The sequence below is a fragment of the Ruminiclostridium cellobioparum subsp. termitidis CT1112 genome, from assembly GCF_000350485.1.
GTDB classification, from domain to species: Bacteria; Bacillota; Clostridia; order Acetivibrionales; family DSM-1351; genus Ruminiclostridium; species Ruminiclostridium termitidis.
The window spans coordinates 33,658-48,420 of sequence record NZ_AORV01000008.1 but is presented as its reverse complement, the minus strand read 5'-3'; the positions used below and the strand labels follow the sequence as shown (position 1 = coordinate 48,420).

General features: G+C 41.1%; 14 protein-coding genes and 1 riboswitch. All 14 genes read left to right on the top strand.

What is annotated here, in order from left to right:
• Positions 1 to 680 precede the first annotated feature (680 nt).
• The 14 genes from CTER_RS01305 (at position 681) to CTER_RS01245 (ending at position 14,750) form a co-directional block, all read left to right on the top strand.
• Positions 681 to 1,637 carry an MraY family glycosyltransferase gene (locus tag CTER_RS01305; protein ID WP_004623108.1) on the top strand — a complete coding sequence of 319 codons (957 nt, stop codon included), beginning with the start codon at positions 681 to 683 and terminating at the stop codon, positions 1,635 to 1,637.
• 293 nt (positions 1,638 to 1,930) lie between these two features.
• Positions 1,931 to 2,443, top strand: coding sequence for a QueT transporter family protein (locus CTER_RS01300; protein ID WP_004623037.1), 513 nt, complete (start codon positions 1,931 to 1,933; stop codon positions 2,441 to 2,443).
• Positions 2,444 to 2,535: 92 nt separating this feature from the next.
• A riboswitch (purine riboswitch) is annotated at positions 2,536 to 2,637 on the top strand.
• Between the two features lie 150 nt (positions 2,638 to 2,787).
• The gene (locus CTER_RS01295) at positions 2,788 to 3,360 is read left to right on the top strand and encodes a xanthine phosphoribosyltransferase (RefSeq protein WP_004623072.1); all 573 of its coding nucleotides are present in this window, start codon (positions 2,788 to 2,790) and stop codon (positions 3,358 to 3,360) included.
• Between the two features lie 97 nt (positions 3,361 to 3,457).
• Complete coding sequence (locus CTER_RS01290; protein WP_004623074.1) at positions 3,458 to 4,558, top strand: BMP family ABC transporter substrate-binding protein; 1,101 nt, start codon at positions 3,458 to 3,460, stop codon at positions 4,556 to 4,558.
• A 258-nt stretch (positions 4,559 to 4,816) separates the two neighbouring features.
• Complete coding sequence (locus CTER_RS01285) at positions 4,817 to 6,346, top strand: ABC transporter ATP-binding protein (RefSeq protein ID WP_004623092.1); 1,530 nt, start codon at positions 4,817 to 4,819, stop codon at positions 6,344 to 6,346.
• The gene (locus CTER_RS01280) at positions 6,347 to 7,426 is read left to right on the top strand and encodes an ABC transporter permease (RefSeq protein WP_004623120.1); all 1,080 of its coding nucleotides are present in this window, start codon (positions 6,347 to 6,349) and stop codon (positions 7,424 to 7,426) included.
• Positions 7,427 to 7,431: 5 nt separating this feature from the next.
• Positions 7,432 to 8,373 (top strand): ABC transporter permease, encoded by a 942-nt coding sequence (locus tag CTER_RS01275; RefSeq protein ID WP_004623044.1) that lies wholly within the window; start codon positions 7,432 to 7,434, stop codon positions 8,371 to 8,373.
• Between the two features lie 212 nt (positions 8,374 to 8,585).
• The gene (locus tag CTER_RS28150; protein WP_004623102.1) at positions 8,586 to 8,762 is read left to right on the top strand and encodes a hypothetical protein; all 177 of its coding nucleotides are present in this window, start codon (positions 8,586 to 8,588) and stop codon (positions 8,760 to 8,762) included.
• Between the two features lie 155 nt (positions 8,763 to 8,917).
• On the top strand, positions 8,918 to 9,928 hold the full coding sequence (gene trpS, locus CTER_RS01270) for a tryptophan--tRNA ligase (RefSeq protein WP_004623082.1): 1,011 nt from the start codon (positions 8,918 to 8,920) through the stop codon (positions 9,926 to 9,928).
• Between the two features lie 216 nt (positions 9,929 to 10,144).
• Positions 10,145 to 10,714, top strand: coding sequence for a manganese efflux pump MntP (locus tag CTER_RS01265; RefSeq protein WP_004623110.1), 570 nt, complete (start codon positions 10,145 to 10,147; stop codon positions 10,712 to 10,714).
• 144 nt (positions 10,715 to 10,858) lie between these two features.
• Complete coding sequence (gene uvrB / locus CTER_RS01260; protein WP_004623038.1) at positions 10,859 to 12,838, top strand: excinuclease ABC subunit UvrB; 1,980 nt, start codon at positions 10,859 to 10,861, stop codon at positions 12,836 to 12,838.
• Positions 12,839 to 12,901: 63 nt separating this feature from the next.
• A complete protein-coding gene (locus tag CTER_RS01255) occupies positions 12,902 to 13,252 on the top strand; it encodes a CidA/LrgA family protein (RefSeq protein ID WP_004623054.1) in 351 nt (116 codons plus the stop codon).
• A complete protein-coding gene (locus tag CTER_RS01250) occupies positions 13,249 to 13,944 on the top strand; it encodes an LrgB family protein (RefSeq protein WP_004623097.1) in 696 nt (231 codons plus the stop codon). The genes CTER_RS01255 and CTER_RS01250 overlap by 4 nt, the downstream gene beginning before the upstream one ends.
• A 125-nt stretch (positions 13,945 to 14,069) precedes the next feature.
• Positions 14,070 to 14,750: a hypothetical protein gene (locus CTER_RS01245; RefSeq protein ID WP_004623042.1), complete on the top strand. Its 681-nt coding sequence runs from the start codon at positions 14,070 to 14,072 to the stop codon at positions 14,748 to 14,750.
• Positions 14,751 to 14,763: the final 13 nt, after the last annotated feature.

The following is a 14,763-nucleotide window of genomic DNA, read 5'->3' as shown; positions in this document are numbered from 1 at the left end:
AGCTCAAAGCAGCGTCCTGCTGCTTTGTCGGCAAAACAACTTTACCTTCGTCGACAATTTACCGTAATTGTTTTTAACCGTGCATCTTATTTCATGAAGTTGTACTCGCGCACCAGTTGATTCTGATTAAATCTATCTGTAAAGCAAAACGAAATTTCAATTAGCATAACAAATTAAATTAACACGTTGTGCTGGTTTAAAAGCGCAGGTACTTTCCGTAATAAAAAGCTGCTGCCTCGCCGGGAACCAGCTTTAAAGAACCTTTTATACCGATATGCGAGTACAACTTCAAGCAATGGACAGCACGGTAAAAGTGCTTGCTGAAATTTGTAGGCGAGAAACAAGTATTTATGCCGGGAAATTGACAGGAGGTCAATTTGAGCAGCACACGAGACCCGGATGGTCGAGTTGCTGCGACGGCGAAAAATACTTGTTGTGAGCCGTACTATTTCAAGTAAGCGCTTTGTGTGCAATCCATTGCTTGAAGTTAGTACGGAAGTACCGGTATAATCAGTAATAATTTCTTTCTCGCAAAGTTGATCAGCTAACCGGCACAACTCGTTAAATTATTAATAATCTCTTAATTTTTCTCCAAAATGTTGAAAAGTAGTTTTTAATAGTATATTTTAAATGTATAAACGAATGTATAAATACTAAGGATGAAATGGAGTTAACAGGGTATGAGTTACTATTTGACCTTTTTTCTGTCACTTGTAATAATGCTGATTGTAACACCTAAACTGACAAAACTTGCCCATAAAATCAATTATACAGAAAAACCAAATCCCGAAAGCGGCAGAAAAATCCATACAGAAAGCAAAGCATATCTGGCGGCTGTGGGAATATTCTTTACTTTCTGGTTTTGCTACTTTTTATTTACCCGGGATTTCAGCCAAAAATCAATAGTTCTGCTCACAAGTTCCTTCATCATCTGGTGTGTGGGTATGGTGGATGACTGGTTTAAGATCAATGGCAGGGATTTAAAGGCATTGCCCAAATTTATACTGCAGCTGCTTGCATGCATGCTGCTGGTATATTTCACAAATATTGAGTTTTCCGGGATTACAAATCCCATTAACGGCACTTATATATTGTTCCCGGAGTGGATACAATTTCTTCTCTCCGTTCTGTGGCTGTTCGGAGTGACGACAGTAATTAATTTTTCCGATGGTCTGGATGGCCTGGCAGGAGGGATTTCATGCATATCTGCCGCCACCCTGTTTATAGTATCTGTCACAAAAGGCAACCAATTGCTTGGAATCATGTCTATAACCCTGGTAGGAGTGTGCCTTGGATATTTAAAATATAACAAATACCCTGCAAAAATATTGATGGGTGATGCAGGAGCTACTTTTTTAGGCTTTATCCTGGCGGCTATTTCCCTGGGCGGTGCTTTCAAACAGGCCACGGCAGTGTCGATTTTCATACCAATACTGGCTCTGGGCCTGCCCATATTTGATAATATTTTTGTCGTCATAAAGAGGATAAGAGAAGGGAAACGGATATATGAGGGGGATTCCTCGCAGATTCATTACAGGTTGATCAACAAAGGGCTCACCCAAAAACAAACAGTATATATCCTGTATCTTGTCTGTATTTGTTTGAATTTAAGCGCAATAATTTTACTGCTTCTGTAATAAACTTATTAATAAATTTATTTTGTATTACCGGTAAATCAATGATATAATTTGATAAAAAGAAAAATAATAAAGACAGTTCGTGACCATCCTGTCTGAAGCTTGTATTTTAAAGTGCGAAAACGGCAAAATGAGAGATGCTGAAATACAAGCTTTGATTAAAACTACGGCGACGCTGCCTGCATTGCAGGGCAGTATTTTGTTTTGCATCCCGGCCTATTGATGTAGTCCGCAAGCTGCATGCCCTGTGTTTTAAAATGTACTGTTGGTTGCGGCAAATGAGAGGGGTTTTTATGAAAAACAAAAAAATATTATGGCTGACAACTTCGGCCATGATAGCGGCAGTATATCTGGTGCTCACAATGATTTTTTACGCAATAAGTTTTACACCCATGCAAAGCAGGCTGGCAGAGGCACTTACGGTTTTACCGTATTTTACGCCTGTAGCCATACCGGGATTATTTATAGGCTGTATACTGGCAAACATAATAGGGGGCTACGGAATATGGGACGTGGTAATTGGAAGTCTTACTTCACTTTTGGCTGCATACCTGACCTACAGGCTGACTTTTAACAAACCCCGGAGAAAGTGGCTTGCGCCGCTTCCGCCTGTATTGCTGAATGCGGTAATTGTCGGAGCAGAGCTCAATCTTTTATCAGGTTCTCCAACCTGGGAGGCATTTTTAGGAATAATGCTGTCGGTGGGCATAGGACAGATCATTGCATGTTATGTAATAGGATTTCCACTTATGTTATTATTTGAGAGAAGCAAAAAAATAAGTGAACTTTTTAAGCGTATTTCTTAAAAATGTTCATATTTTATCTTGATTTTTTTGATAGTCTAAGATACAATAACTTTGTCGAAAAAACTTAATAATGGTGTTTTTCAATATATATATCCGTATATTGAAAAATATCCCGTATATTCTCGGTGATATGGTCCGAAAGTCTCTACGAAGCCGCCGTAAATGGCTTTGCTACGGGTGTTCATCTTTGACATATTTTTATTTGTCGTAAGAATCAGAGCTCCCAATCCATGATTGGGAGCTTTTATAATTAACTGGGTCTTTTTATAAGACTTCAGTTGAGTTGTTATGACTAGGAATATTCTGTTAAAGCAGTATATTTCACTATTTTCCGGAGGATTGAGATGGAACTCTTAAAGCAAAGAATCTTGAAAGACGGACAGGTTTTAGGCAATGACATCCTTAAGGTGGATTCTTTTTTGAATCATCAGATGGATGTTCAGCTTTTCAATGAAATGGGCAAGGAATTTTTCAGATTGTTTGCTCACAAAAATGTTACCAAAATTCTCACAATTGAATCTTCAGGTATAGGCATTGCATGCATAGCCGCACAATATTTCAATGTCCCGGTGGTTTTTGCCAAAAAAACCGAAGCAAAGAACCTGGATTCCGATACTTATCTGGCAGAAGTATTTTCATTTACAAAAGGCAAAACCTATAGTGTGAGAGTTTCACAAAAATATATAAATCCCAATGATATCGTATTAATAATAGATGATTTCCTTGCCAACGGAAAAGCGGCACTGGGACTTGCCGACATTGTCGGACAGGCAGGAGCTCAGGTTGCCGGTATTGGAATTGCCATAGAAAAGGGTTTTCAGGACGGGGGAAAGCTCCTGCGTGAAAAAGGTCTTGAAGTCCAGTCCCTGGCTATTGTGCAAAGCATGCAAAACGGAAAGATCAGCTTCAGTGAATAGGTTTTATGTTAACATACTTGGTTTAAAATGCTCCCGGAAAACGGAAGCATTATAATATATCAATTAATTATTAATTAGAACTTAGGGGGATTCAAAAATGAAAAGATTATTGGCATTAATGCTGGCTGTTGTTATGATCACTGCAGCTGTACTTACCGGCTGCGGATCGGGTTCGGCAGCGCCGGCAGGTGGTGAAGGCTTAAAAGTTGGTTTTATTTACATCGGAACTCCTGGAGATGTGGGATATACCTTTGCTCATGACCAGGGGCGTATCTACCTGGAAGAACAATTAAAGGATAAGGGTGTTACAACAGCTAAAGTTGAAAGTGTGCCTGAAACGGCGGATTCCGAAAAGGCCATAAAAAACCTCATTGACCAGGGCTGCAAGGTAATATTTGCTACAAGCTTCGGTTACATGGATTTCGTTGAAAAAGTGGCTAAGGAGTACCCTGATGTTAAGTTCTTCCACTGCTCCGGCAACAAATCAAACGAAACCAACTTCGTAAACTATTTTGGAAAGATTGAACAAGCCAGATATCTCACCGGAATAGTTGCAGGTTTGAAGACAAAGTCCGGAAAAATCGGATATGTTGCAGCAATGCAGATACCCGAAGTTATCAGAGGTATCGATGCATTTACACTGGGAGTACGTTCGGTAAACCCCACAGCTGTTGTAAACGTCAAGTGGACAAACACCTGGTATGATCCCCAGCTGGAAAAGAGTGCTGCCGAAGCATTATTGAACGAGGGAAATGACGTTATTGCACAGCATCAGGATTCAACTGCTCCGCAGATAGCAGCCCAGGAAAAAGGTGCTTTTGCAATCGGTTACAATTCAGACAGCAGCAAGGCTGCACCAAAGGCGTATCTCACAGCTCCGGTATGGAACTGGGGCGTATACTATGTAGATCAGGTTCAGAAAATTCTTGACGGTTCATGGAAGGCTGAAAATTACCTCGGCGGAATGCATGAAGGCGTTGTGGATATAGGACCTATGACAGATCTTGTGGACGCCGACATAAAGGCAAAGGTTGAAGAAGTCAAGGCCAAAATTCTTGACGGTTCACTGGATGTATTTGCAGGTCCTGTAAAGGATCAGACAGGTGCGGTTAAAATTGCGGAAGGTGCTACAATGACTGTCGAAGAACAGCAGGCATGCAAATGGTTTGTTGAAGGTGTAAACGGAAAAATAGACTAATATAAAAACGATAACTGATTTATTTTGACAAATACAATATTAGCAGTAGTTGAAGCCCCTTCGCCAGCATTGGACTCGACTACTGCTAATAAGGTTTTATAACGGGACGTGAGGATGTTTCCAACCTCGTTGAAAGTGCCAAGGCAAGGAAGTTTCTGCAGACGAAAAAATTTTTAAGAACGTAAACGTTCTTTTGAACCATGGGTTATAATAAAGACATGCAGTCAAAAAATCTTTAAAAATTTAAAAGGTGATACTGTGAGAAATGAAGTTTACATCAAAATTGAAAATTTAACAAAAACCTTCGGACCCGTAATAGCAAATAATAACGTCTGTCTTGAGGTAAACAGGGGAGAAATACACGCCCTTCTCGGGGAAAACGGCTCGGGCAAAAGTACCCTTATGAATATGCTTTCCGGCATATACACACCTGACAGCGGACAAATATACATCAAGGGCAGGCAGGTTACTTTCAGAACTCCCAAGGATTCAATGGCAATGGGGATAGGTATGATTCATCAGCATTTCAAGCTGGTGGAGGTAATGTCTGCAAAGGAAAATATAATAGCCGGCCAAAAGGGCAGGCTTTTTGTGGGAAGTGCAAAACTTTCCGGGAAAATCCGTAAAATATCTGATAAATATGGTCTGGCAGTTGATCCGGATAAAAAAATATATAATATGTCTGTAGGTGAAAAACAGACAGTAGAGATTCTCAAGGTTATTTACAGAGGAGCTGAGATTCTTATTCTCGATGAGCCCACGGCAGTTTTAACTCCACAGGAAACGGAAGGGCTTTTTAAAATTCTCAGAAAAATGAAAGAATCGGGAAGTGCGGTAATAATCATAACCCATAAGCTGAATGAGGTCATGGAAATTGCCGATAAGATCACTGTATTAAGAAAAGGCGAAACAGTAGGCACAGTAAACAAAGAAGATACAAATTCCGCCGAACTTACCAACCTTATGGTTGGGCGTGCTGTCGACCTGTCTATTAGCAGGGTTGAATGCAAGGACAAAAAAACAATATTAAACATTGAAGGTCTGACAGTGGTCGATGATGAAAAAGTAAAGGCTCTCGACAACATAAGCTTCAAACTGTCGGCAGGTGAAATCCTGGGAGTGGCTGGGGTTGCAGGCAGCGGACAGAAGGAGCTCTGCGAAGCAATTGCCGGACTTTTTCCGGTTGCTTCAGGAAAGATAGAATATAAAGGCGAAAATATCGTAGGTAAAAATCCTCGTGATATAATAAAAAAGGGAATAAGCATGAGCTTCATACCCGAAGACAGGCTTGGCATGGGACTTGTGGCATCTATGGGCATGGTGGACAACATGATTTTGAAGGAATATCAGAATCAAAAAGGATTTATGATCGATAAAAAAATTGCCAGGTCCCTTTCGCAAAATCTTATAAAGAAGCTGGAAATAAATACTCCCGGTATTTACCATCCTGTCCGGCAATTATCAGGCGGCAATATCCAGAAGGTTCTGCTGGGGCGTGAGATAGAATCAAATCCCCATTTGCTCATAACGGCTTATCCGGTCAGGGGTCTTGATATAAATGCATCCTATACAATTTATGACCTGCTTAACGAGCAGAAGGAAAAAGGTGTCGGAATACTTTATATCGGAGAGGATCTCGACGTGCTTATCGAGCTTTGCGACAGGATCATGGTCATATGCAACGGTAAAATAACCGGCATGGTTGATGCCCATAAGGTTAACAAGGAGCAGCTCGGTATGATGATGGCGGGAGAAACTATGGAAACGGTTATGGGGGTGGGAGCGTAAATGGTCAGAATAGTTAAAAGAACGGATTTGACAAAACGGCAATCGGTAATGTTCAGACTGCTTGCAATTCTGGGAGCACTGCTTGCCGCCGGAATATTTATATTATTTCTTGGATTCAATCCCTTTAGGGTTTACCTTTCCATGCTGGATGGGTCCTTCGGCTCCCTGTACAGGTTTAAGGAATCAATCATTCAGGCCATTCCCCTCATTGTTTCATCACTGGGTATTTCAATAGCTTTCAGAATGAAATTCTGGAATATTGGTGCCGAAGGCCAGATAATAATGGGCGCATTTGCTGCCAGCTATTTCGCCTTGTATTGGTCAAACCTGCCGGTATATGTTATGCTGCCGCTTATGTTTCTGGCCTCGGCTGCTGCAGGCGGCATATGGGCTTTGATACCTGCCATTTTCAAGGCGCAGTTTGGTACCAACGAAACCTTGTTTACACTGATGATGAACTATATAGCCCAAAAAATAATAGTCTATGTACAGTATGGTCCGTGGAAGGACCCAAAAGCCCTGGGGGCAGGAAAAATCGCACTTTTTGGCGATAATGCGGCGCTCCCCGAAGTGTTCGGCATTCACATAGGCTGGATAATAACCGTTGTCCTTGTAGTTCTGGTATATATTTTCATTAATAAAACAAAGCGGGGCTATGAGATACAGGTTATAGGAGAAAGTGAAAATACTGCAAGATATGCAGGTATGAATGTTAAAAAGATAATATTGTCCTCATTGATCCTGAGCGGTGCACTCTGCGGGCTGGTCGGCATGTTCCAGGTATCGGGAGTCAACCATACATTAAGCTATCAGGTGGCCAACGGGGTCGGGTTTACTGCTATAATAACAACCTGGCTGGCAGGTTTGAGTGCTCCTGTTATTGTAATAGTCTGTTTCCTGTTTGCAGTGCTGCAGCAGGGGGGGACCTTTATACAAACGGCGTTCAGCATACATTCCTCGGCTGCACAGCTGATTCAGGGTATGATTTTATTCTTTGTACTTGGAAGTGAGTTCTTTATCCAATATAAACTGGTATTAAAGCAAAAAACGGATAAATTGATAAAGAAGGAGGCAGCGTAGAGCAGATGACATTTATAAATATTTTAACATTTATTCTAACTGGTGCGGTCACTGCCGGAACTCCTCTGCTATTTGCCACACTGGGGGAAATTATTACTGAAAAGGTCGGCCAGCTGAACCTCGGTGTGGAAGGTATGATGCTGATGGGTGCCGTAATTGGCTTCAGTGCTGCCCTTTCAACAGGAAATCCTGTTCTGGGCATACTTGCCGGGATGATAGCCGGCGCTTGCGGAGCATTGATCTTTGCTTTCCTTACAATAACACTCAGGGCAAATCAGATTGTTTCAGGTCTTTCACTGACTATTTTCGGTACAGGCTTTTCAAGTTTTGTGGGACAAAAGATGGTTGGACAGGGGTTGGCTGATTCTGTGAGAAACAGCTTTGCACCTATAAAACTGCCCTTGCTGGGAGATATTCCGGTGCTGGGACCGGCTTTGTTCAATCAGAATGTGCTGGTATATGCGGGCTATGTTGTAGCTGTCATTCTGGCAATATATCTGTATAAAACCAGATTGGGCCTGAATATGCGGATGGTGGGAGAGAATCCGGGAGCGGCCGATACTGCGGGAATTAATGTAGCCCTGTACAAATATGTGCATATACTTATCGGGGGTATGCTTTGCGGGATTGCCGGGGCATATATGTCGATGATCACAGTTCCATCCTGGCAGGATGGAGTAACAGGGGGCAGAGGCTGGATAGCCGTTGCACTTGTCATATTCGTAACATGGAATCCATACAAGGCCATGCTGGGCTCGTATTTTTTCGGAGCACTGAGCATTCTGGGTTTATATTTACAGGGTTATGTGCATATACCTCAAAGTATTTTTGACATGCTGCCATATTTTGCTACAATAATAGTATTGATTATGATTTCTTTGAAAAAGTCCAAAGAAAATAACCCGCCAAAGGCGTTGGGAGAACCTTATTTCAGGGAAGACAGATAGCAGGAGATGGAGGTTAGCTTGAAAGACTTCACTTGCGTTCGTCTTCCAAGCAAACCTGTGAATTTATGGCCGTGCGAAATATTCAAAGTATTTACCAATACTTTGAAAGCGCACATGGCCAATTAACCTCCTTTATTCGCCTTATAGCGGATGAGGGAGTGAAGAGATTTCATTACAGTTTTGTGGCTGCTAAGCGGCTCATGGAGGTTAATATGAATAAAAAAATAATGCGGTCAGGGAGCATATTTTTTACAATTATTCTGTTGGGCTTTGCAGCCTTAAAATATTCTGCAGGAAGTACCAGAACTTCTATTTTTTATTTTATAGCAGGAATAGGCTTCCTTATTGTTTTTATATCATATTCGAGAAAAGGCGGAGCATCAAAATAAATAAAGTATGAATATGGACAAATACCTTGTTATGACTGTTATTTTAATGATAAAATCATTTATGATGCTTTTAACTTGTCGGGTGTGACAAAAACTTATTCGTACAACGGGTGCAATAAAATACCAATAATATTTGTTTAAGGATGTGTTTTAAAATGGAACGGACAGAACAAAAGAAGAGGATATTCAGCGGAGTTCAGCCTTCAGGGAATCTTACAATAGGTAATTACCTCGGTGCCATAAAAAACTGGATTCCCATGCAGGATGAGTTTGAATGCCTCTATTGTGTGGTTGATCTCCATACTCTCACCGTAAGACAGAATCCTGCAGAGCTGAGACAGCGCAGCCTGAACCTGCTGGCTTTATATATGGCCTGCGGCCTTGATCCGCAGAAATGTATCCTGTTTCTGCAATCCCATGTAAGTGCTCATTCCGAGCTGGCATGGATTTTAAATTGTTATACCTATATGGGTGAACTGAACAGAATGACCCAGTTTAAGGATAAATCAGCAAAACATTCCGACAATATAAATGCGGGGTTATTCACATATCCCGTACTTATGGCGGCAGACATACTTTTGTACCAGACCGAGCTTGTACCCATAGGTCAGGACCAGAAACAGCATCTGGAAATAGCAAGAGATATTGCCGAAAGATTTAATAATGTTTACGGAGATACTTTTACCATTCCTGAACCTTATATTCCTAAAATAGGTGCAAAGATAATGAGCCTCCAGGAGCCGGAAAAGAAAATGTCCAAATCCGATGAAAATGAAAATGCATACGTATTTATACTTGACAAGGAAGATGCGGTCCTTCGCAAGTTTAAAAGGGCGGTTACCGATTCAGAACGTGAAATAAGATATGATGAGGTCAATAAACCCGGTGTAAGCAACTTGATAAGTATATATTCCGCAGTAACCGGCAAGACTTTTTCTGATATAGAAAAGGAATTTGACGGAAGGTCCTATGGTGACTTAAAGGAAGTCGCAGGCCAGTCTGTTGCTGAAATGCTCAGACCTGTTCAGCAGAAATATAACGACCTGACTGCAAACAAGGATTATCTTAATTCCATATTAAAGGAAAATTCTGAAAAAGCGGCTTATATGGCAAGAAAGACACTTTCAAAGGTTCAAAGAAAAATTGGTTTGCTGCCAAGAAGCTAGGGAAATGAAACAGGGATCATTTCATACGTCGATTTGACTTTGCAGTGGAATGGTTCCTGTTTTTTTATGTTAAGGAAATAATACTCCTGTTTGAGGAATATAAATTAGTGATACGAGCGTCGAAAGAATATATTCATTAAATCCTTAACAAAGCTGCTATTTTTCCTATCAGTAAATTATTTTGCTGATAATATACATGTGTTTTAGGAGAATTGTATGGCACTGACAGAATTGATATTATTGGCATTGGGACTTTCCATGGATGCTTCGGCAGTGTCCATATCCAATTCCCTGTGTATTGATAAAATAAAACTTAAACATGTCCTGAAGATGGCTCTGATATTTGCTGCTTTTCAGGGCATCATGCCGCTGATAGGCTATTTTGCCGCAAGCAATTTTGAGGATGTAATCAGCAGGTTTGATCACTGGATAGCATTTATTCTTCTGGCCATAATAGGCGGGAAAATGCTGCATGAAGCAATAAAGGCCGAGATAAATCAGGAGTGCAGCTTGTTTTCACTTACCTTGAAGCTGCTTTTTGTTCAGGCTGTGGCAACAAGCATTGACGCCCTGGCGGTCGGAGTGAGTTTATCGGCTCTGAATGTGGATATTTATTATTCAATAACTATTATAAGCATTGTAACATTTGTCTGTTGTACGGCAGCGATACTTGTAGCCAAAAGGTTTGGAAATCTGCTGGGAAAGCGGGCCGGTATAGCAGGCGGTATTATTTTAATATCCATAGGAGTTAAAATATTCATCGAGCACATGTTTTTTCATGTATGAGATACTTGGAGCGCATATAACATAAACATAAAGCAGAGCAAAGGCAAACGTATGTTTGCTTTTGCTCTGCTTTATGTTATAATTTAATTTGATTGTTTGAAGCAATATAAGTTATGAGAGACCGGTTAATGGCAAGGAGGACATATGAACAGATTTGAGGTTGTTTCGGAATATAAACCAAAGGGCGATCAGCCTGTAGCTATAGAAAAGTTGAGCAAGGGGATAATGGAGGGACAAAAGCATCAGACTCTGCTGGGTGTTACCGGTTCCGGTAAGACCTATACTGTGGCAAAGGTCATAGAACAGGTTCAAAAGCCTACGCTTGTCATCGCCCATAACAAAACCCTTGCCGCACAGCTCTGCAGCGAGTTTAAGGAATTTTTTCCGAATAATGTAGTAGAGTATTTTGTAAGTTATTATGATTATTATCAGCCAGAGGCTTATATCCCGTCGACGGATACCTATATCGAGAAGGATTCCTCGGTGAACGAGGAAATAGATAAGCTCCGTCACTCGGCAACTGCCGCGCTTTTTGAAAGAAGAGACGTAATTATCGTTGCCAGTGTTTCCTGCATATATGGCCTGGGTGACCCGGAGGACTATACCGACCTTATGCTTTCACTCAGGGTGGGGATGCAGAAGGACAGGGATGAAATAATACGCAAGCTTGTTGATATTCAATATGAAAGAAATGAGATAGATTTCAGAAGAGGCAGATTCAGAGCAAGAGGGGATGTGCTTGAAATCTTTCCGGCAAACAGCTCTGAAATGGTTCTGAGAGTTGAATTTTTCGGAGATGAGATAGAAAGGATAACAGAGGTTGATTACCTGACTGGGGAAATAAAAGGAACAAGATCGCATATAGCTGTTTTCCCGGCATCTCACTACGCTACCACGAGGCCTAAAATGGAAAAAGCCATGGTGACCATTGAGCAGGAGCTGGAAGAACGTCTTGAACAGCTGAAAATGGAGGGCAAGCTGCTTGAAGCCCAGCGGCTTGAGCAGAGAACCAGATATGATCTTGAGATGATGTCTGAAATAGGTTTCTGCCAGGGTATCGAAAATTATTCAAGGCATATCAGCGGCAGAGAGCCCGGAAGTTCGCCCTTTACACTAATGGATTACTTTCCCGACGATTACCTTCTGGTAATAGACGAATCCCATGTTACAGTTTCCCAGGTAGGGGCAATGTACAACGGAGACAGATCCAGAAAGGAATCACTGGTTGAGTACGGCTTTAGACTGCCTTCCGCTTTTGATAACAGGCCGCTTAAATTCAATGAATTTGAGGAAAGAGTAAATCAAGTGGTCTATGTCAGCGCCACGCCGGCTGCCTATGAGAGAGAGCATTCCACACAGGTGGTTGAGCAGATCATCAGGCCTACCGGACTTATTGATCCTGAGATAATAATAAGACCGGTCAAGGGACAGATAGATGATTTGATCGGAGAAATAAATTCCAGGGCGGAAATAAGACAGAGAGTACTTGTTACAACACTTACCAAGAAAATGTCCGAAGATTTGACCGATTATATGAAGGAACTCGATATTAAAGTAAAATATCTTCATTCCGATGTTGCTACTTTCGAGAGAATGGAAATAATCAGGGATTTGCGTCTGGGGGTATTTGACGTGCTGATAGGTATAAACCTTCTCAGAGAGGGGCTTGATATACCGGAGGTTTCGCTTGTTGCCATACTGGATGCAGACAAGGAAGGTTTCCTCAGATCGGAAACTTCCCTGATCCAGACAATAGGGCGTGCCGCCAGAAACTCTGAAGGAAAGGTAATCATGTATGCCGACAATATAACCGGTTCAATGCACAGAGCCATAAGTGAAACCAACAGAAGAAGGCAGCTTCAGATGGATTTTAACAAGGCTCATGGTATTGTGCCTACAACCATACAAAAATCTGTCAGAGACTTAATCGAAGCGACAAAGGTTGCAGAGGAGGAGGAATCATATTATACTGGTAAGGATAAACCAAATCTCATGTCTGTTGAGGAGTTGGAAAAACTGATTTCAAAACTTCAGAAAGAGATGAAGCAGGCTGCCACAGACCTGCAATTTGAACGGGCAGCTCAACTGAGAGACAAAATCGAAGAGCTGAAGAAGAGAGTATAGCATACAGATGAACAATAGACATAACAATATTTAGATGTATGAATGAGGGTGTGTCGGGGTTAAATGAAATTATTGAGGCAGTTTTTAATCGTACTAATAATTTGTGTTATAGGTGAAGTGCTGAATAAGGTTGTACATGTTCCGCTTCCAGGCAGTATCATCGGTATGATATTGCTGTTTGTCTGCCTGATTACCGGAGTTATTAAAGTTAAAATGATAGAGGAAATAAGCTGTTTTTTGCTTGATCACCTTGCATTCTTTTTTATACCCTCGGGAGTGGGCCTTCTGGCATATGCAGGCATACTGAAAAAGAATCTGGTACCTATCATGGTCATATGCTTTGTTTCCACCATTCTGGTAATGATTGTTACAGGTCTGACCGTACAGTTGATCAAGGGGAGGAAAGCAAAGTGAAAGAAATATTAGCAACACCTGTATTTGCATTGTTGATCTCATTACTGGCCTTTGAAATAGGTATTTTTGTTAATAAAAAAACAAGGCTGGCTGTTTTTAATCCTTTAATGCTGGCAATTTTAATTGTTATTGGAATCTTGATTGTTTTTAAAATACCGCTGGAGGATTACAAAAAGGGCGGAGATTTTATATCCCTGTTTTTAACTCCGGCTACGGTGATACTTGCTGTTCCTCTATATAAAAATATCCATTCTCTGAAAAAGGACTATGTGGCAATAATTGGCGGTGTGATTATGGGCTGCATTACTGCCATTCTTAGTATATGGCTTATGGGAAAGGCATTTGGCCTTTCGCCGGAATTACTTGCCTCGCTGATTCCAAAGTCAATAACCACACCTTTGGGCATAGAGCTGTCAAACCAACTCGGTGGAATACCGTCGGTTACAGTAGCAGCCATAGTTATAACCGGGATAGTTGGGGCGGTTTTGGCACCGGCATTATTGAAGGTATTGGGTATAAAGGATAAAACAGCCAAAGGTATAGCAATTGGTACCTCGGCACATGCACTGGGGACAACCAAGGCAGTTGAGCTAGGTGAAACCGAAGGAGCCATGAGCGGCCTGGCCATAGGACTGGCAGGGCTTGTCACCGTTATAATAGCCACAATACTTTCCAGGGTGGGATTATTCTAAAGGAAATCATACTTTCCTAAATCATTATCGTATATATCATTATAGCGGCAAATTGTTTCAGCGGGGTTGCAACCCTCAAATTATAGTTTCAGTTTGCATTGACTTATTTGTTTGTGGAGGTTATTGTGAAGAATATATACGTCATATTATCCGCTACTCCTACAATGATGGGGAAGTTTATAAGAGTACTGACCAGAAGTTCCTTTAATCATTCCTCCATCAGTTTGACAGAAGGCTGGGAAGAGATGTATTCCTTTGCTCGTTACAGAGCTTCCAATCCTTTAGTAGGTGGTTTTGTCAGGGAATTTCCTCAAAGGCTCTCACATGGAAGGGACCAGGACGAGGTTCATATAAAAGTATATAAAATTCCTGTAAGCAACAAGCAGTATGAAAAAATTAAGATGTTCATATATGGTATCAGGGATGACAGCGAGGAAAATATATATAATACGCTGGCTGCCATAGGTATTTTCCTGGGTCATAGAGTTAATACCTATAAAGCGTATACCTGTTCGGATTTTGTTGCACAGTCCCTGTCAAGGGGAAAAATCATTTCCAACAGTTATGTATCAAGAAATATAGTTCCTGATGAAATGCAGATGTTTCTGGATAGATACACTGTTTTCAGCGGATGCTTAAAGAATTATAAACCGGTTGCAAATACCTGTCCCGAGTCGGGTGAGTTCTATATGAGACTTGGATTTGTAAAGGAAGTTACAAAGACCTGCCTTCACTTTTATAACCTGATAAAGCGGAATAACATGGCCAACTATTTTTATGTCTCAGGTAAATCACAGCAAATTTAATATTTTATAATAA

Coding starts and splice junctions, on each gene's coding strand:
- CTER_RS01290 (WP_004623074.1), top strand. CDS start 3,458: ATGAAAAGATTATTGGCATTAATGCTGGCTGTTGTTATGATCACTGCA.
- CTER_RS01265 (WP_004623110.1), top strand. CDS start 10,145: ATGGCACTGACAGAATTGATATTATTGGCATTGGGACTTTCCATGGAT.
- CTER_RS01305 (WP_004623108.1), top strand. CDS start 681: ATGAGTTACTATTTGACCTTTTTTCTGTCACTTGTAATAATGCTGATT.
- CTER_RS01295 (WP_004623072.1), top strand. CDS start 2,788: ATGGAACTCTTAAAGCAAAGAATCTTGAAAGACGGACAGGTTTTAGGC.
- CTER_RS28150 (WP_004623102.1), top strand. CDS start 8,586: ATGAATAAAAAAATAATGCGGTCAGGGAGCATATTTTTTACAATTATT.
- CTER_RS01300 (WP_004623037.1), top strand. CDS start 1,931: ATGAAAAACAAAAAAATATTATGGCTGACAACTTCGGCCATGATAGCG.
- CTER_RS01255 (WP_004623054.1), top strand. CDS start 12,902: ATGAAATTATTGAGGCAGTTTTTAATCGTACTAATAATTTGTGTTATA.
- CTER_RS01275 (WP_004623044.1), top strand. CDS start 7,432: ATGACATTTATAAATATTTTAACATTTATTCTAACTGGTGCGGTCACT.
- trpS (WP_004623082.1), top strand. CDS start 8,918: ATGGAACGGACAGAACAAAAGAAGAGGATATTCAGCGGAGTTCAGCCT.
- CTER_RS01280 (WP_004623120.1), top strand. CDS start 6,347: ATGGTCAGAATAGTTAAAAGAACGGATTTGACAAAACGGCAATCGGTA.
- uvrB (WP_004623038.1), top strand. CDS start 10,859: ATGAACAGATTTGAGGTTGTTTCGGAATATAAACCAAAGGGCGATCAG.